This is a genomic window from Nocardia vermiculata NBRC 100427 (assembly GCF_001613265.1).
Lineage (GTDB): Bacteria > Actinomycetota > Actinomycetes > Mycobacteriales > Mycobacteriaceae > Nocardia > Nocardia vermiculata.
The window spans coordinates 83,780-101,692 of sequence record NZ_BDCA01000016.1 but is presented as its reverse complement, the minus strand read 5'-3'; the positions used below and the strand labels follow the sequence as shown (position 1 = coordinate 101,692).

The window sequence follows — 17,913 nt, the reverse complement described above, 5'->3', positions numbered from 1 at the left end:
CGGTTCACTCATGTCGCCGCGGACCGGCGCCGGTTCGGTGCGCGCATCACGTAGCCGACACCGCGCAGCGTGTGGATCAGCCGATCCGGTCCGGTGTCGACCTTCTTACGCAGGTAGGAGACATAGGTTTCCACGACACCGACCTCACCGCCGAAGTCGTAGCGCCACACGTGGTCGAGAATGCGCGGCTTGCTCAGCACGGTGCCGGCGTTGATCATGAAGTAGCGCAGCAAGGTGAACTCGGTCGGTGACAGCGAGACCGGCTCCCCCGCCTTCCAGACCTCGTGGGTGTCGTCGTCGAGTTCGATGTCCTCGAAACAGACCCGCGAGGATCTGCTCTCCTCCACCGTGTGCCCGGCGCGGCGCAGAATCACCCGCAGCCGCGCGACCACCTCTTCCAGCGAGAAGGGTTTGGTGACGTAATCGTCGGCACCGAGGGTGAGGCCGGTGATCTTGTCGTCGATCTCGTCGCGCGCGGTCAGGAACAGCACCGGGGCGTCGATCCCGTCGGCCCGCAAGCGGCGCAGCAGCCCGAAGCCGTCCATGCCCGGCATCATCACGTCGACGATGAGGGCGTCCGGCCGGAACTGCTTGGCCCGGTCCAGCCCCTCGGCACCGTTGGCGGCGACCGCTACCTCGAAACCTTGATAGCGCAGGCTCACCGACAGCAGTTCGACGATCATCGGTTCGTCGTCGACCACCAGCACCCGAGCCTCGGGGGTTCGATCGCCTGGCACACCGTTCATGCTCGCTATCGTGCACCCGGCAGCACCGAATGCGCTGAACGTTGCCTGGGAGTTTCCTGCGAGCCCACTGCGAGGCGAACCGAATGCCGTGACCTCGACAGTGCAGCGGTGCTCGATCCCGCCGGAAACAATCGAGCGCCGGCCGAGCCCCCGTCAGGGCCCTGACCAGCGCTCACAAATGGAGCCCCCTGTCAGGATTGAACTGACGACCTTCGCTTTACAAGAGCGGTGCTCTACCACTGAGCTAAGGAGGCGGATGAAGCGGTGCAATCATAACCGGATGGCGGCCCGTCCGAAAAATGTTCCGGGTGTCCGGCCACCGGGGACCGCGCGAGCCCCTCGCCGAGGGCTCACGCAGCCGCCGATCTCGTTACACCGGGCGGCAGCGCCGCACGGTCAGGACTGGGCGCCCTGCCGGGCCGCATCGTCCGCGGCCATCGCGTCACGCAGGCTCTTGGGCCGCATATCCGTCCAGTTCTTCTCCACGTACTCGACGCAGGCGGCGCGGCTCTCCTCGCCGAACACAACTCGCCATCCGGCCGGGACCTCGGCGAAAGCAGGCCACAGGGAGTGCTGCTCCTCGTCGTTGACCAGAACGAAGAAGCGGCCGTCCTCGTCGTCGAAGGGGTTGGTGCTCATTTCACCTCACTGGATACTGGCGCTGTGTACGGACAGTGCGGGGCGCTGGGCTCGCGCCGGAATCGAAGCCGACCCGAGCGTTGCCCCTACCGATGTTGTCGACCCTAGCAAGACCAGCGTTACGTGTGGTGATTACCTCGAGCCTGCGAAGAAATCGAGCAGGATCTTGTTCACCGTCTCCGGACGTTCCAGATAGCCGTAGTGGCCGGCATCGGGAATCTCCTGATACCTGGCGTCGGGAACCACATCGGCCAGCTCCCTGGTCAGATACGCCGGAATCATCCGGTCGTCGGCGAACCCCATGGCCAGGCACGGCACCTTGATCCCGCGGTAGGCCTGCAGGCGGTCGAAATCGTGATCCATCCGCCGCTGCGCCCGGATTCCCGGGGTGACCGGACCACCGGTGAACTCGAACAGGTCCAGCCAGTCCCGGGCCGCATTCGGCTCGGCCATGGTCGCAGGCGACAAATTCATCACGGCGGTCACGGCGGCATCGTATTTGGCCGGCAGCCGCACGCCGGAGGCATCGAGTTCGTGTTCCCCCAGCGACAAGGTCTTCTGGAATTGATCGAGACGGGCGTGACCGGCCATGAAGACCGCCTTACGCACCAGATCGGGGCGGGCCAGAGCCAACTCCTGCGTGACCCGCGCGCCCATCGAGGTGCCGGCCACCAGCGCCGGGCCTTCGTCCAGATATTCGATCAGCGCGGCGGTATCGGCGACCAATTCGTCGATGGTCATGCCATCGGCGGCCTCATAGGAAGGGGCGATACCGCGGTTGTCGAAGGTGCAGACCCGGTAACCGGCCGCGACCAGGGCGGGAACCTGATGCAGCTCCCATACCCGCCCGGGACTTCCGGTCCCCATGATCAGCACGACCAGCGGAGCGGCGCCTTTGGTGTCGGTGCCTTTGGCCTTGTCTCCCTTCACCTGGTAGTTCAGCGAGATTCCATTCACCGTGGCCAACGGCATGATGCTGTGACCCTTTCCACTCGATTCCGGCGGGCGAGATTCACCCACCTCATCCACGGTATAGGTTGACGTGGCGTGGGCGTTTCGCCGGTGTGACCGGTTTCGCCCGCCGCTGTTGCGGTTCGGCAGCGGTCGATACAACCCGGCGGGGGAAATCGACGCGCCCGATACCATTGACAACGCACGGCGCCGACACACGACGGAACGAACCGCACCGCCGTGCTACGACCCCGAGCCGAGAGGACACGACGATGGCCGCGAAGAGCGCCAACGACATCGCGGACGACGACCTGGAACCGCTCGCCGACGAGACCGCACGACAGGCACAGCGCGTAGTGGCCGCCTACGCCACCGACGCAGACGAGTGCCGGATGCTGCTGTCGATGCTCGGAATCGGTCCCAGCGCCCGCACCGAATAACCCCTTCGAGCCGGACCACAGCCGTTCCGGCCGTATTACAACTGAAATCCCACGCCTAGCTCCGCCATTTCGGCGACCGGAGGATCCAGCAGTGGACCATACGAGCGACAAACGCACCGATCGATCATCAGACGCTCAGCCGGAACCCGGATCCGCGCCGAAGGATCCGCCCGGGAGCGCCGGGTCGGGATTCGTGGTGGTCGCCAATCGGCTGCCGGTGGACCTCGAGCATCTCCCGGACGGAACCAAGCGCTGGAAGCGAAGCCCCGGTGGTCTCGTCACGGCGCTCGAACCCGTGCTGCGCAGTAACAATGGCGCCTGGGTCGGTTGGGCCGGGGTGCCCGATGTGGACGTCGATCCGATCATCGAGGACGGACTGGAGCTGTATCCGGTTCCACTGTCCGCCGCCGAGGTCGCCGACTACTACGAGGGCTTCTCCAACGGCACCCTCTGGCCGCTGTATCACGACGTGATCGTGCGGCCGGAGTACCACCGTGACTGGTGGTCGGCCTACGTCGAGGTGAACCGGCGCTTCGCCGAGTACACCGCGAAGGTGGCGGCCGAGGGCGCGACGGTGTGGGTACAGGACTATCAGCTGCAACTGGTCCCCAAGATGCTGCGGATGCTGCGACCGGATCTGACGATCGGTTTCTTCCTGCACATCCCGTTCCCACCGGTGGAGCTGTTCATGCAGCTGCCGTGGCGCACCGAGATCGTGGAGGGTCTACTGGGCGCCGACCTGATCGGATTCCATCTGCCCGGCGGTGCGCAGAACTTCCTGTTCCTGGCCAGACGTCTTGCCGGACAGCCGACTTCGCGGGGCACAGTCGGCGTGCGATCCAAACTCGGTGTGGTGCAGGTAGGTTTCCGCACCGTGCGGGTCGGTGCCTTCCCGATTTCCATCGCCTCGGCCGGTCTGGACGAACTGTCGCGCCGGCGTTCGGTGCGCGAGCGGGCCGCCCAGATCCGTTCGGAACTCGGCAATCCCAAGCACATCCTGCTGGGCGTGGACCGCCTCGACTACACCAAGGGCATCGACATACGCCTGGCCGCCCTGCAGGAACTCCTGCACGACGGGCGCCTGGATCCCTCCGAGACCGTCATGGTGCAGCTGGCGACGCCGAGCCGCGAACGGGTCGAGAGCTATATCCAGATGCGCGGCGATATAGAGCGCCAGGTGGGCCGCATCAACGGCGAATTCTCCCGCGTCGGTTACCCCTTCGTCCACTACCTGCACCGGCCCATTCCGCGTGAGGAACTGGTCGCCTTCTTCGTCGCCGCCGACGTCATGCTGGTGACGCCGCTGCGGGACGGAATGAACCTGGTGGCCAAGGAGTACGTGGCCGCGCGCAGCGGTGTCAACGGCGCCCTGGTACTGAGTGAATTCACCGGCGCCGCAGCCGAGTTGCGGCAGGCCTATCTGTGTAATCCGCATGATCTGGACAGCGTCGAGAATGCGATCATGTCCGCGATCGAAGACGATCCCGAGGCCAAACGCCGGCGGATGCGGTCGCTGCGACGGCAGGTCCTCGCCCACGATGTGGACCGGTGGGCGCGCGCATTCCTCGATTCGCTGGCCCAGGACCGGGTGGCGGGCAGCGCACTCCTGCCGGACAACACGGACGAGAAGGATCGCTGACGCAGCCTGATCGCACAGCAAGCAGAGACCTTCGACCGCACAGCGAGCAGAGACCTTCGACCGCACAGCGATCCGAGGCGGGTGCACCCTTCGAACCGACCGCCCGCATCCGCTTCCGTGGCGCCCGCATCACCGAATCTCGGTCCTGGCCTCCGCCGGGGCCGAGCGGTCGCCGCTACCGCACACCCCGGATTCCGCCGCACCCGCCCGGTGCACCGCACGGCATACCGGCCGCGCGGCGCAGGCGCGTTCACCAGCGGGATGTTCGTCGCGACCGTATCGGAATCGACCACCGATCCCGCCTCGGAATCGCTGTGTCACCGACGGTATGCGCGCGCGCTTAACGAGGAGGGCGAACTTCGCTTAAGGCGGTGTCGGATACTCGGGGCCCGTCGGCTAGATCGGCGTGACCTCCGAGGCCAGCCAGCGGCCGTCCTGCTTATCCATGCTCACCCGCACCCGGCTCGGGGTGACCGCGCCCTGCGGCGAGTCCTTACCGGTGGTGATCTGGTTCAGGTACACCAGCACCACGGCGTGCGATCGGTCCACCGTCACCACACCGCTCGCCTGGGTGTTCGCCTTGACCGTGAGCTCCTTCTCCTTGGCTCCCTTGGCGATCACCTCGTTGACGAGCTTGAGGTAGTCCTTGCGGAACTCGGGGGTGAGGTTGTCCGCGGACTTCGGCAGCTCTTTGTCGACGGTGTGATAGTCGTAGCTGAACATGGCCTGAACCGTGCGCCGCGCGGCGTCGACGGAGTCGGTCCGAGCATTCTCGGTCTGCTGATCGGACCAGTAGGTGAAGCCGGTGAAGCCGCCGACGGCGAGTGCCGCCACGAACAGCACCGCGGCCGAGACGATCAGAATGGGGCGCAGTTTATTTCTCATGCCACGAACTCCACCTGTGAGGCAGTGGTGTGCCCATTGTCGCGGGTCACGGTGACGCGGAAGCGGTAGTACCGCTGTTGCGGTTCCGGTGACCCGGCGTTGGTCAGGGTCTGCTTGGCGGCGACCAGCACGCGCGCGGTGTGGTCGTCGGAACTCTCCAGCGCGGCCTCGATGATCTCACCGCTGGCCTGCACCTTCGCCTGCTCGATGACCTTGGCGTAGGCATCCTTGCGCTGGGAGTACTCCTGTTGGAGCGGCCCGGAGGCGACGGCGAGCACGCGGTCGATGTCCTGCTGCGCGCTGTCACCCTTGATATTGCTGAGGTTCAGCACGGCCTGTTTCGCGGTCTGGACGTAGTCCGCGCGGCGTTCGGCCAGCGTGTTCGCCTGATGATCGTGATAGAAGTAGAACCCGCCCGCACCGAGCAGGCCGACCAACGAGATCACGGCGACGACCGCGGCGGCCCACCCCAGCTTGCCCAGCCGTCGGGACTGCTGTGCAGCATCCGCGGCGGGGTCCTCGGGGTCCGCTGGGTCCCCGGCATCGGTGTCACTGCCGTCCGCCGCGGAGGACGCGAGCTTCACCGTCGCGTCCTCGTCCGCAGCGGTAGCCACCTTCACCGTGGGATCGGACGCGGCCACGGCGCCCGACTCAGCGGTGCCGGCGGTGCTCAGCTTCGCGGTGCTGTCGGCGTCCGCGCTACCCGTTTTCCCGGTGGTAGCCGAAGCGGTGCCCAGCTTTACCGTGCTGTCGGTATCCGCCGTCGTACCGGCGGCACTACCACCGGTGCCGGAGGTCACCGCCACACTCTGCACCTCGGGCGCGTTTCCACCCTTGACCGGCCCCGCCGTGCGTACCGCGCGACGTCGAGTTCGGCCCTCGATATCTTTGGATTCGCTCATCGTTGCTGCTCCTCGAGCATCGTCTGCCAGCTCGACGGTACCGTGCCCGATCCGTCGGGACCGACGTTGCCCTGTCGGTAGGTGCGACCGTCCGGCCCGGTGAAGGTTGCGGTTTTCGGGTCGTACTGCCTGTTGCTGAAGGACGCCGGGTGGGTGTCCGCCGGCGGGGTTGCCGCAGGCTCGCCGGACGGTGCCACCGGCTGCGGCGGACCGAACGGAGGATTGTTGCCCTCCGGCACATAGCCCTGCGGATCATGACACAGGGCCGGCGACGGAGCACGCTTGCCCGGCACATCGGCACACGGGAAGTTGCGAATACCTCGTACCGCGGTCGCCGAATCCTGCGAAATCTTGCAGTACAGCTCCGGAGTGTCCGGGACGCTGAAATCCGCAGCCGACCGGCGCTGATCCGGCGGCAGGAAGCCGGTGGTACATCCGGGCGGATCGTTCAGGCCGAGCATGAAGTCCGCCTTGGCACCGTACTTGGCCGGGCCGCTCTTGGCCGCGGTCAGCAGCGCCGCGATCATCGGCGGGAACACGACCAGGATCTGTTCCAGACCGGCGTGGTAGGTCACTCCGACCTGGCCGACCGAGATCAGGTTCGACAGCAGGATCGGCAGGGTGGGCTGCAGATCCTGGAACGTGGAGCTGATCTTCTGCGCCGCCGACGGGGTCCGTTCGATCAGCTGTCGCAACGAGGGATCGTGCTCCCGCAGCTGGTCGGTGACCGTGGCCAGATTCTGCGTCCAGGCCCGGATATCGTCGGCGGACCGGTTCTGGGTATCGAGCAGCGGTCCGAGCTTCGCGAGCAGATCCTTGGTCTCGCCGGTGTTCGCCTTGGCCTCCTGGACCAGCAGTGAGGCGGAATCGATGAGGCGCTGCAGATCCGGGCCGGCGCCGTTGAAGGCAACGAACGCGTCGTCGATCACCTGCCGCAGCTGGGTATCGGCGACCGAGGACAACAAGCGATCGGCCTGGTCGAGCATCTCCCCGACATCCTGCGGAAGTTTGGTGCGCTGCACCGGAATCACGGATCCGTCGTGCAGACTCCCACCTTGTGGGTCATCCACCGGGACCAGATCGACGTACTGCTCACCGATCGCCGACACGCTCTTCACATACGCGTCGACATCGGACGGAACCTTGTACTTGCTGTTGATCGACAGATGCGCACTCACCCCGTTCTCGGTGAGTTGCACATTGTCGACCTTGCCGATATTCGTTCCGCGATAGGCGACATTCGCCGTCTGGTACAGCCCACCGGTCGCCGCGAGTTCCACGGTGACCTTGTAGCGCCCGATCCCGACCATCGCGGGAAGGTGCAGATAGCTGGCCGACATGACGACCAGGCCGATAATGGTCAGGATCGAGAAGGTGATCAGCTGGCCGCGAACGAACTTACTGAGCTTCATCGTGCCGGCCCTCCTTGTGGCGCACCGGGAACCGTCAGACCGGGTATGGCCGGCAGGCCGGGGATCGGCGGCAGACCCGGCACACTGGGCGCGGGCGCCTGCTCGGGCGCCGGCGGAGGTGGCTGCATCGGTCCCTGGACCGGGTCACCCTTCTGCCCAGCCGTGCCGGCTGGGGTGCCCAGTGCGGCCTCGACACCGTACTTCGCTTGTACACCGCCGAACTTGCCACCCAGCGGGGTACCGGTGAGGAACCCGGAATCGAGCCGGGCGCCGGTCAAATCGTAGGTGACGAAAATGTTCATGTAGTCACCCTTGATCGCCTTGTTGATGCCGTGGATCGGGAACGGGAAGGTCAGCAGCAACTGCAGTGAATTGGCCAGCCGGTCACCGGTGCTGGCCAGCGACTCCAGCGTCGGCCAGAGATTGGCCAGGTTCGCCTTCAGGTTCTCACCACTGTCGGCGACCAGCTGCTGCACGACACCACTCAGATCACCGAGAGCGGTAATCGTTTTGGTGATGTTCTCCCGCTTGTCGGCCAGCACCGTCACCGCCGGATGGATCTGCGTGATCGCATTGGTGAGCCGGTCCTTCTGCTGGGCGAGCTGTCCACCGAAGCGGTCGAGCCCCTCCATCGCCGAGATGATGTCACCGGTCTGCTGATCCAAGGTCGTGGTCAGCTGATTCAACTGCGGCAGCAGATCACGAATCGCGTCCTCACGTCCGTTGAACGTCGCGTTCAACTCGTGGGTGATCGTCTCCAGCTGCGAGATCCCGCCGCCGTTGAGCACCACCGACAGCGAGGACAACGTCTGCTCGGTCGTGGGGAACACTCCGGCCCGATCGAGCGGGATCACGTCCCCGGCCTTCAGTCGTCCCTCCGGAGCGATCTTGTCGGGGGGCGCGAGTTCGACATGGTTGCTGCCCAGCAGGCTGGTCTGGCCGATCCGCGCGACCGCGTTGGCGGGCAACTGCACACCCTTTTCCAGGCTCACGGTCACCAGGGCATGCCAGTCCTCGAGCTTGATATCGGACACCGTCCCGACCGTGACGTCGGCGACCTTCACCGGTGAATTACGGGTCAGGGTGGTCACATTCGGCATCTGAATGGTGACCTTCCAGGAGCCCTCACCAGTGCCGGCACCCGGCATCGGAATGGAATTCAGTCCGTCCCATTCACATCCGGTCGCGCCCATCAGTACGGCCACACCGATCGCGATGGCCGCTATCCGCTTTCGACGGTTACGCATCAGCGCCCTCCTGGAACAGCAAGTCCGGCAATACCGTTGGGCACGCTGCTCGGCGCGGTATCGACCCGGTCCGCCAGGTCGGGTGTACTGAACGTGAGCTGCTGCGGGAACACCGTCTGATTGGATGCCGGATTCGCCAGCAACGGTGGGTAGTTCATCATCAGCGAGTTGAGCACCGGCGTCAGGTATTGCCTGCACAGCGCCGCCGACTTGTCGGAGTCGTCGGCCTGGATCGCCTCGACCGAGCCGCACAGGAATGCGGTCGGGTTCGCAAAGTTCGTACCGGTCACTGCGCCCGCGAGCGACCCCTGTGCAGGCTTGTAGATCTGATAGAAGTTCACCAGACCGGTGGGGCCGGCATGCATCACGCGCTCGATCTCCGGGCGTTTGTCGGCCAGCAGCTGGGTCACGTCGGTGAGCCGCTGGACACTTTCGGTCAGCGCGCCACCCCGCTCGTCGAGGAACCGCTTGACATCGGCCACCGCGGAATCGAGGTTGTCGAGACCGGCGCCGAGATCCGCGGACGTGTCCGACAGCACCGAGGACACCGAGGCCAGCCGCCCTCCGAACTGCACGATCTGTTCGTTGCTCTTGGACAGGACGTCGACGAACTGCTGCAGGTTGCGGATCGTTCCGAACAGATCGGTCCGCCCGTCGGAGAGTGTGTTGAGCGTGTGTGAGAGTTCGCGGAGCGTGTCGCGGAATGCCTGGGCATTTCCGTCGCCGAGGTTCTTCGCGGCGGTATCGATCACGCGACCGAAGGAGCCCTGCTTGTCCTCGCCGACCGGGCCCAGTGCCTTCGACAGCTTGGTCAGCTCGGCCTTGATGTCGTCCCATTCCACCGGCACGGCGGTGTGCTCGATCGGAATCTCGCCGTTGTTCTCCATCTTCGGACCACCGTTATAGGCGGGAGCCAACTGCACGAACCGCGCCGAGACCAGCGACGGCGATACCGTCACCGCCTTCGCATCCGCCGGGATATCGATGCCGCGGTCGACGGTCATCTCGACCTTCACTTGATCACGGCCCGGTTCGATGGAGTCGATCCGGCCGACCTTCACGCCGAGCACCCGCACGTCGTCGCCGGCGTATAGCCCGGTAGTCGACGGAAAGTGTGCGGTGATGTGCTTCTTGCCGATATCGGAGACCACCCCGTAGAGCAGCCAGCCCGCGAGGGCTACCACCACGACCGCGGCCACGATCCGAGCCCAGCGCGGCACCTTGGCAATTTTGCTTACTGCGTTCATCGCGGCTGCTCCCCAGTGCCGGGATTGGTCACATCGCCAGGGACCGTCTCGGCAGGATTGGTGGTGATGGGGTGACCGAATGCGTCGTACAGATCCTTCGGCAACCGCTCCGGCCAGACCATCGAGTCGACCAGCGCGCGGATCGGAATACTTTCCACATTCGACAGATAGGCCTGGAAGTACGGGCCACTGCCGACCTGCTCGCCGAGCGCCGCGGCGTACGGCCCGAGGGCGTCCAGCGCCTTACCCAGGTTGTCCTTGTTGCGCTGCAGCATCTGCAGCACCGAATTCACCTTGTCCAGCGCGGGTTTCAACTGTGCTTCGTTGTCGTTGACAAATCCGGTGAGCTGGATGGCCAGCTGGTTCACGTACACGATCAACTGACTCAGGGCCTGGCGCCGGTTGTCGAGCTCGCCGAGTAGATCATTGCCGTCGAGCAGCAACTTGTTGATCTGGTCGGCCCGATCGGCCAGCACCTTCGTCACATTCTGCGCGTGCGAGAGCAGATCGGTCAGCGCCTGATCGCGCTTGTTCAGGCTGCGCGACAGATTGGTGATGCCGTCCAGCGCCGAACGCAACGGCGCCGGTGTATCGGCGAAGGTGTCCGACAAGGTGTCGAGGGTCTTGTTGACCTGGTTCAGGTCCAGATCCGACACCGTGGTCGTCAGATCGCCCAGGGCGTCGTTGAGCGAGTACGGAGATGTGGTGCGCTCCAGGGGAATCGGCTGATCGGAGCGGAGCGCACCAGGTCCCTTCGGCTCGACCAGCAGCGATTTGCGGCCGAGCACCGTATTCGTCTTGATCGCGACGGTCGTCTTCTTCCCGAGCACGATCGATTCGTCGAGACTGAAACGGACCTTGACCTTGGTTCCGTCGAGACTGACGTCCTCGACATCACCACTGCGCACACCGGCCACCTCGACATGGTCGCCAGGAAGCAGGCCACCGGCGTCGGCGAAGAAGGCCGAGAATTCGGCACCGCTGCGGATGAACGGCAATCGGTCGAACTGCAGTGCGGACACTGCGATCGCGACCGCCAGCACGACGCCGACGATGCCGGCCGAAATCAGCGGGGAACGTTCACCCTTCACTGTCGGAACACCTTCCTGTCGACTGGTTGCCCGACAGGTGAACTTCCTGCGGCTGGCCGTTCGGTCCATCTGTCAGCATGGTCACGCCGCAGACGTACATGTTCAGGAACGAGCCGTAGGAACCGATACGGACGAGCTTGCGGTACGTGCTGGGCAACTGCTGAATGATCCACTCGACGTCGCTGGAGTGCTCGTCGAGGTTCTGCGCCACCGTGCCCAACTGACCGAAGGTCTGCTTCAGATCCGGCCGGGCCTGTTTCAGCAGGCCGGTCAGATCGCCGGTCGCACCGGCCAGCCTCGGCAGTGCGGCACCGATCGGGTCCTTGTCCTCGGCCAGGCCGCTGATCAGCCGCTGCAATTCGGTCAGCGTGGTGTCGAATTCCTTGTTGTGATCGTCGATCGTGGCGAGCACGGTCTTCAGATTCTCGATCACACTGCCGATCAGTTCGTCCCGTTCGGCAATGGTCTTGGTGAACGAACCACCACTGTTGAGCAGCGACACCAACGTGCCGCCCTGGCCTTGGAAGACCTGGATCAGCGCACCGGTCAGATCGTTGATCTGCGCCGGGTCCAGACCGCGCAGCAGCGGCTTGAAACCGCCGAGCAACATATCCAGATCCAACGCCGGCTGAGTCTTGTCCGTGCCGATGGTCGCGCCCTTGCGCAACGGCTCGGCCGTTCCCGGCCCGTCCATCAATTCCAGATAGCGATCGCCGGTGAGATTCTCATAGCGAACCGCGGCCCGGCTGCTGGTGTAGATCCGATGATCGCTGTCGACGTCGAAGTCCACGTGCGCGAGATGATCCTTGCCGACGTACACCCGGCCCACCGAGCCGACCGGAACACCGGCGATACGTACCTTCGAGCCCGGCAGCATGCCCGACGAACTGGTGAATACGGCGTGGTATCCGGTTTCCCGGGAAAAGCGCATCTGGCTGAAGATCACGACGAGGAAGGCCAGGATGACCACCATGACGAGCGTGAAAATGCCGAGTTTCACGGTCGTGGCGTGGAACTTGATCCTCATGGGTTGGGCACCCCCGGCAGTCCGGCGAACATGATCTGGAACACCCGGTCACCGTTGATGTGGTGATTCAGCTCAGGCGTCCACACGTGGCCCTCCGAGGTGTCGGTGACCAGATAGTTGGAATGGCTTCCCGGCTCTCGGTCCAAGATTCCCTCACAATGCGGTCCGCCGGTCGCGTTCACCTTGGGCAGGTCCTCCGGGTAGTGGTAGGGCTCGCCGCCCGGCATGAAGCCGGCGTTGAGCAACACCGACCCGCCGGGCCCGCCGCCGAAGATCGCGTCCATGAGGCCGACGTTCTGACCGACGCCCTCGACGACACAGTTGAGTCCGGACCGGTATTGGTTCAGCAGTTCCGTGGTGGGCCGGAGCAGATCCAGGGCCGTCGCCAGTGGCTGCTCGTTTTCTTTCAGAATCGGGCCGGTGGTATCGGCCAGCCCGATCAGATTGACCAGCATGGAGTCGAAGTTCTTCTGCTCGTCGACGATGGTCTTACTGGTCGTGGTGGCGTTATCGGTGGTGCGCAGCAGATCCGGGACGGTATCCGCGTACAGGTTCGTGACGCCGACCGAAGTCTGCAGATCGCGCTGCAGATCCGGCAGGCTCGGGTTGATGTCGCGCAGGTACTGGTCGGAATCCACCATCAGCTGACCGAGTTTGTCACCGCGCCCCTCGAGGGCGGTGCCCAGCGCGGTCAATGTCGCGTTGAGTTTCTCCGGCGCAACCTTCGCGAGCACATCGGTCAGATGCTGGAAGACCGTATTGAATTCGACGGTCACCGACTTCGCGGTAATGGTGGAGCCGGCGGCAAGGTGATTGCCGGAAGGATTCTCGGGTTCGATGAAGTTGACGTACTTGGCACCGAACACCGTGGTCGACCGAATATCGACGGTGGCGTTGTCCGGCACCATCTTCAGATCGTCGGGGTTGATCTCGAGGGTCAGATGAGCCATGTCACCGGAGTAGGTGATGTCGGAGACCCGGCCGATTTCGGCGCCGCGGATCCGGACCTTCGCGTCCTTGTCCATCACCAGACCCGCACGCTGCGAATCGACGTACACCTTCTTGCTCGGGGTGAATCCCCCGACGAACATCGTCAAGGCGACGGCGACGACGGCAACCAGGATCAGCACCATCGCGAGACCGGAGAGCTTCACGCCCCATCCGGCACCGAAAAAGCTGCCGCCGCTTTCCTTTTCAACGAGCTTATTTGCCGCCATACCGCCTACCCGGAGAGATGGAAATTGCCGGAGGTGCCGTAGATCGCCAACGACATGAGCAGAGTCACCAAGACCACCGCAACGAGCGAGGCCCGCACCGCGCTACCGACGGCGATTCCCACACCGACCGGCCCGCCGCTGGCGTTGTAGCCGTAGTAGGTGTGAATCATCATGACGGCCAAGGCCATCAGGATCGCTTGCAGGAACGACCACAGGATGTCGCTGGGAATCAGGAAGGTCGAGAAGTAGTGGTCGTAGACGCCCGCCGACTGTCCGTAGATCACGACGGTCGCGAACCGGCTGGAGATGAACGAGGCGATCACCGCGAGCGCGTACAGCGGGACGATCGCGATCATGCCGGCCAGCACTCGGGTGCCGACCAGGAACGGCATCGGCCGGATCGCCATGGATTCCAGCGCGTCGATCTCTTCGGCCACGCGCATGGCACCCAGCTGCGCGGTCGCACCGGCGCCGATGGTGGCCGCGAGGCCGATTCCGGAGATCACCGGCGCCGCGATACGCACATTCAGGAATGCGACGAAGAAGCCGGTCAGCGCCTCGACGCCGATATCGCCCAGCGAACTGTAGCCCTGGACGGCGATGGTGCCGCCGGTGAACAGGGTCAGGAAGCCGACGATGACGACGGTGCCGCCGATGACGGCCAGGGCACCGCTACCCATGCTGATCTCGGCGATCAACCGGATGGTCTCGGTGCGGTAGTGGTAGAAGGCCTTGGGCACCGACCCGAGCGAGTTCGCGTAGAACTGGGCCTGATGACCGAGACCGTCCATCGAACTCGAGAGGCGGCGTACTCGGCGCACTGTGCGCGGGAACCGGGACTGAATTACGAACGACATCCGATCACCGCACCGCGAACTTGAGACCGACCGCGGTAGCGACGACGTTCACCACGAACAGGGCCATGAAGGAGAACACCACCGTCTGGTTGACCGCGTCACCCACACTCTTGGGACCACCTCGGACGTTGAGGCCGAGGTAGCAGGCCATCAGACCGGCGATCAAGCCGAACAGCGCCGCCTTGACCTCGGAGAGCACCAGCTCGGGAGTATGGGTGAGCAGGGTGATCCCGTTAACGAAGGCGCCGGGGTTCACGCCCTGCAGCAGGACCGAGAAAAGGAAACCGCCGACGATGCCGATCGTGCACACCAGGCCGTTGAGCAGCGCCGCGACGAACATCGAGGCGAGAACTCGGGGCACCACCAGGCGGTGAATGGGATCGATACCGAGCACCTTCATGGCGTCGATTTCTTCCCGGATGGTGCGTGCCCCCAGATCCGCGCAGATGGCGGTGGCGCCGGCGCCTGCCACGATCAGCACGGTGACGATCGGCCCGACCTGGGTTACCGCACCGAATGCAGCGCCCGCACCCGAGAGATCCGCCGCGCCGATTTCGCGCAGCAGGATATTCAAGGTGAAGACAACCAGAACCGTGAACGGGATCGCGACCAAGAGGGTCGGGATGATCGATACCCGGGCGACGAACCACGACTGGTCGACGAATTCCCGTCGCTGAAATGGCGGACGTATCAAGGCCCGCGCCACAGCGGCCACGAGTTCGAAGAACCCGCCGACCGCACGCAACGGCACGGCAAGAACCTCGTTCATTCCGCGATTCCTCCTAGCCGACCCGGCGCAACGTCGCGCAAGCGAGCCTCTACAACTGTTCCGCTCCGAAGATTAGAACATGTTCACCACTGATTGGAAGACAATTTGGCATTTTTGAACTGCTGTTTTTGCCCAGAACCTATTTCCAGAGCTAGAACACGTTCATACGGTGTACATGGCACTGTTGTGAGCCACCGCACAACCGCGACCCCCATGTCTACCAAGCCCGGGCCGCCCGATCAACCGGAGCTGATCGAGCGACCGACTCTCGGGGAATCAGCCGAGATCGTGCAGCGAACTTGCCGAAAACGTACGCCCCGCGGGCCGCTCGGCGAAGTAGGTGCCCAGTGTGTCGGCGAGTGCATCCGCACTCCACTCCGCACCCGCGGCGTCGAAGCGCTGCTCGACCTCCGGCGCGGCCATCAACGCGACCATCGGGCCGTAGACGACGAAGACCTGACCGTTCACCGCGTCCGCGCCTGGTGAGGCCAGGTAGGCGACCAGCCGGGCGACGTGATCGGGCGACAGCGGGTCCACTTCCCCCTCGGGTGCCTCGGAGAACACGGCCTCGGTCATCGCCGTGCGACCGCGCGGGCAGATGGCGTTGGCGCGCACACCGTAGCGCGACAAAGCGCGCGAAGCAGACAGTGTCAGAGCGGTGATGCCGGCTTTCGCGGCCGCGTAATTCGCTTGCCCTTCCGGCCCCAGCAAACCCGCTTCGGACGATGTGTTGATCAGGCGCCCATAAATTGGAGCACCAGATTCCTTTGATTTCGACCGCCAATACGCGGCCGCGTTACGCGACAACAGAAAGTGACCACGCAGGTGGACCGCGAGTACTGCATCCCAATCTTCGTCGGAGAGATTGAAAAGCATGCGGTCGCGGGTGATTCCCGCATTGTTCACCACAATGTCTACATTGCCGAAGGATTCGTCCGCCTTGGCGATCAACGCATCGGCGGTGGACCGCTCGGCAATACTTCCGGCCACGAACTCGACCTTGGCGCCCAGTGCCCGGATATCGGCCAGGGTGGCCGCCACCGCGTCGTTCTCGGTCAGGTCGTTGACCACGACCGAAGCGCCGGCACCGGCCAGGGCCAGCGCTTCGGCCCGGCCCAGACCCGCTCCGGCTCCGGTTACGATTGCTACCTTGCCGGACAGATCGGTGCCGGGCTGATTCGACGATTCACTCACGCCGCGACTCTAGAACGTGTTCCAGTTATCGGCAAGCATTCATCTCACTGCAGCCGCAAGGCCGCCTTCGGGCACTGCGCGACGGCGGTCTCCACGTCGGCGAGCCGGTCTTCGGGCACGTCGGCGGCGGCAACGTGCAGGTTGTCCTCGTCGTCGAGTTCGAAGATGTCGGGGGCGATTCCGACACAGATTCCGTTCGCTTCACACTGGTCGAAATCTACGATGACCTTCATTGACAACTCCTTCACCATAGGTACAGCCGAGCCTACAAGCCCGGACGGCCCGCTGGGGCTGCAGCGGACGGATTCGGCCTCCATACTGGAACATGTTTCAGTAGTTGTGCAATGATCGAGACCGAGGCAGGACCGCCATCTGGGCGTTGCCGCTACATCGGTCGTCTCCATCGGCCACCACAATCCCGAGTACGAGGTAACCGCCATGCGGATTGCTTATACCGAGCAACAGGAGCAGCTGCGCGCCGAGCTCCGCGAATATTTCGCCAAGCTGATCACCCCGGAACGCCGCGAGGCACTCTCGTCGCAGACCGGTGAGTACGGCGAGGGCAACGTCTACCGCGAGGTGGTCCAGGACATGGGCCGCGACGGCTGGCTCGCCCTGGGCTGGCCCAAGGAGTACGGCGGTCAGGACCGCTCCACGATGGATCAGCTGATCTTCACCGACGAGGCGGCCGTGGCAGGTGCCCCGGTGCCGTTCCTGACCATCAACTCGGTGGCGCCGACGATCATGCACTACGGCAGCGAGGAACAGAAGAAGTTCTTCCTGCCCAAGATCGCCGCGGGTGAGCTGCACTTCTCCATCGGCTACTCCGAGCCCGGCGCCGGCACCGACCTCGCCTCACTGCGCACCACCGCGGTCCGCGACGGCGACGACTGGGTGATCAACGGCCAGAAGATGTGGACCAGCCTGATCCCCTACGCCGACTACGTCTGGCTGGCGGCGCGCACGGACCCGGATGCCAAGAAGCACAAGGGCATCAGCATGTTCATCGTGCCCACCACCGCCGAAGGATTCTCCTGGACCCCGGTACACACCATGGCCGGGCCCGACACCAGCGCAACCTATTACCAGGATGTGCGGGTACCGAATTCGGCGATGGTCGGACCGGAGAACGGCGGCTGGCCGCTGGTGACCAACCAGCTCAATCACGAGCGGGTGGCGCTGACCTCGGCGGCACCGCTGGCACTCGCGGTCGCGCAGACCACCGCATGGGCGCGCGAGACCACCGAGGCCGGCGGCGCACGCGTGATCGACAACGAATGGGTGCGGCTGAATCTGGCCCGGGTCCATGCCAAGGTCGAGTTCCTGAAGCTGCTGAACTGGGAGATCGCCTCCGGCGCCGACGCCGGTGGAGATGCCGCACCCCGCCCCTGGGACGCCTCGACCTGCAAGGTGCTGGGTACCGAACTCGCCACCGAGGCCTACCGGCTGCTGATGGAGATCCTCGGACCGCAGGCCTACCTGCGGCAGGGCTCCCCCGGTGCGCAGTTGCGCGGACGGCTCGAGCGCATGCATCGCTCCTGCCTGATCCTCACCTTCGGCGGCGGCACCAACGAGGTGCAGCGCGACATCATCGCGATGACCGCCCTCAAACAGCCCGCCGCCGCCCGCTGAGCTCTCAGCCGAAAAACT

At 64.6% G+C, this 17,913-nt stretch carries 18 protein-coding genes and 1 tRNA gene; 3 read left to right on the top strand and 16 right to left on the bottom strand.

The features are described from left to right. Positions 1-8: 8 nt before the first annotated feature. From NV2_RS17815 to NV2_RS17800, 4 genes are all read right to left on the bottom strand, one after another. On the bottom strand, positions 9-746 hold the full coding sequence (locus tag NV2_RS17815) for a response regulator transcription factor (protein WP_084474975.1): 738 nt from the start codon (positions 744-746) through the stop codon (positions 9-11). A gap of 179 nt (positions 747-925) precedes the next feature. After that, positions 926-1,000: transfer RNA gene (locus NV2_RS17810), tRNA-Thr, on the bottom strand. A gap of 142 nt (positions 1,001-1,142) precedes the next feature. Further along, entirely contained in the window at positions 1,143-1,385 is a 243-nt protein-coding gene (locus NV2_RS17805) for an MbtH family protein (protein WP_067875298.1), read from the bottom strand. Between the two features lie 132 nt (positions 1,386-1,517). Next, the gene (locus NV2_RS17800) at positions 1,518-2,357 is read right to left on the bottom strand and encodes an alpha/beta fold hydrolase (RefSeq protein WP_067875295.1); all 840 of its coding nucleotides are present in this window, start codon (positions 2,355-2,357) and stop codon (positions 1,518-1,520) included. A 251-nt stretch (positions 2,358-2,608) separates the two neighbouring features. On the opposite strand from NV2_RS17800, the gene NV2_RS31745 reads away from it, so the two are divergent. Both NV2_RS31745 and NV2_RS17795 read left to right on the top strand, forming a co-directional pair. Then, positions 2,609-2,776, top strand: coding sequence for a hypothetical protein (locus tag NV2_RS31745; RefSeq protein ID WP_168436170.1), 168 nt, complete (start codon positions 2,609-2,611; stop codon positions 2,774-2,776). A 91-nt stretch (positions 2,777-2,867) separates the two neighbouring features. After that, positions 2,868-4,415, top strand: coding sequence for an alpha,alpha-trehalose-phosphate synthase (UDP-forming) (locus NV2_RS17795; RefSeq protein ID WP_067875292.1), 1,548 nt, complete (start codon positions 2,868-2,870; stop codon positions 4,413-4,415). Between the two features lie 396 nt (positions 4,416-4,811). On the opposite strand, the gene NV2_RS17790 is transcribed toward NV2_RS17795, so the two are convergent. From NV2_RS17790 to NV2_RS17735, 12 genes are all read right to left on the bottom strand, one after another. Further along, entirely contained in the window at positions 4,812-5,300 is a 489-nt protein-coding gene (locus tag NV2_RS17790; protein ID WP_067875289.1) for an Rv1363c family protein, read from the bottom strand. Beyond that, positions 5,297-6,202 carry an Rv1363c family protein gene (locus NV2_RS17785; RefSeq protein ID WP_067875286.1) on the bottom strand — a complete coding sequence of 302 codons (906 nt, stop codon included), beginning with the start codon at positions 6,200-6,202 and terminating at the stop codon, positions 5,297-5,299. Before NV2_RS17785 ends, NV2_RS17790 begins: the two co-directional genes overlap by 4 nt. Beyond that, positions 6,199-7,614, bottom strand: coding sequence for an MCE family protein (locus NV2_RS17780; protein ID WP_067875283.1), 1,416 nt, complete (start codon positions 7,612-7,614; stop codon positions 6,199-6,201). Before NV2_RS17780 ends, NV2_RS17785 begins: the two co-directional genes overlap by 4 nt. Further along, positions 7,611-8,861, bottom strand: a complete 1,251-nt coding sequence (locus tag NV2_RS17775; protein WP_067875280.1) for an MCE family protein — start codon at positions 8,859-8,861, stop codon at positions 7,611-7,613. The genes NV2_RS17780 and NV2_RS17775 overlap by 4 nt, the downstream gene beginning before the upstream one ends. Further along, the gene (locus tag NV2_RS17770) at positions 8,861-10,108 is read right to left on the bottom strand and encodes an MCE family protein (RefSeq protein WP_067875277.1); all 1,248 of its coding nucleotides are present in this window, start codon (positions 10,106-10,108) and stop codon (positions 8,861-8,863) included. Before NV2_RS17770 ends, NV2_RS17775 begins: the two co-directional genes overlap by 1 nt. After that, a complete protein-coding gene (locus NV2_RS17765) occupies positions 10,105-11,199 on the bottom strand; it encodes an MCE family protein (RefSeq protein ID WP_067875274.1) in 1,095 nt (364 codons plus the stop codon). Before NV2_RS17765 ends, NV2_RS17770 begins: the two co-directional genes overlap by 4 nt. Continuing rightward, a complete protein-coding gene (locus NV2_RS17760; RefSeq protein WP_067875270.1) occupies positions 11,189-12,226 on the bottom strand; it encodes an MCE family protein in 1,038 nt (345 codons plus the stop codon). The genes NV2_RS17765 and NV2_RS17760 overlap by 11 nt, the downstream gene beginning before the upstream one ends. Next, positions 12,223-13,443, bottom strand: a complete 1,221-nt coding sequence (locus tag NV2_RS17755) for an MCE family protein (RefSeq protein ID WP_067875267.1) — start codon at positions 13,441-13,443, stop codon at positions 12,223-12,225. Before NV2_RS17755 ends, NV2_RS17760 begins: the two co-directional genes overlap by 4 nt. Before the next feature lie 5 nt (positions 13,444-13,448). After that, on the bottom strand, positions 13,449-14,300 hold the full coding sequence (locus NV2_RS17750) for an MlaE family ABC transporter permease (RefSeq protein ID WP_067875264.1): 852 nt from the start codon (positions 14,298-14,300) through the stop codon (positions 13,449-13,451). 4 nt (positions 14,301-14,304) lie between these two features. Further along, complete coding sequence (locus tag NV2_RS17745) at positions 14,305-15,069, bottom strand: MlaE family ABC transporter permease (RefSeq protein ID WP_067875261.1); 765 nt, start codon at positions 15,067-15,069, stop codon at positions 14,305-14,307. Between the two features lie 276 nt (positions 15,070-15,345). Next, complete coding sequence (locus NV2_RS17740) at positions 15,346-16,263, bottom strand: 3-oxoacyl-ACP reductase (RefSeq protein WP_067875258.1); 918 nt, start codon at positions 16,261-16,263, stop codon at positions 15,346-15,348. A 44-nt stretch (positions 16,264-16,307) separates the two neighbouring features. Beyond that, a complete protein-coding gene (locus tag NV2_RS17735; RefSeq protein ID WP_067875483.1) occupies positions 16,308-16,496 on the bottom strand; it encodes a ferredoxin in 189 nt (62 codons plus the stop codon). Positions 16,497-16,701: 205 nt separating this feature from the next. On the opposite strand from NV2_RS17735, the gene NV2_RS17730 reads away from it, so the two are divergent. Continuing rightward, complete coding sequence (locus NV2_RS17730) at positions 16,702-17,895, top strand: acyl-CoA dehydrogenase family protein (protein ID WP_067875251.1); 1,194 nt, start codon at positions 16,702-16,704, stop codon at positions 17,893-17,895. The last annotated feature ends 18 nt before the right edge of the window (positions 17,896-17,913 follow it).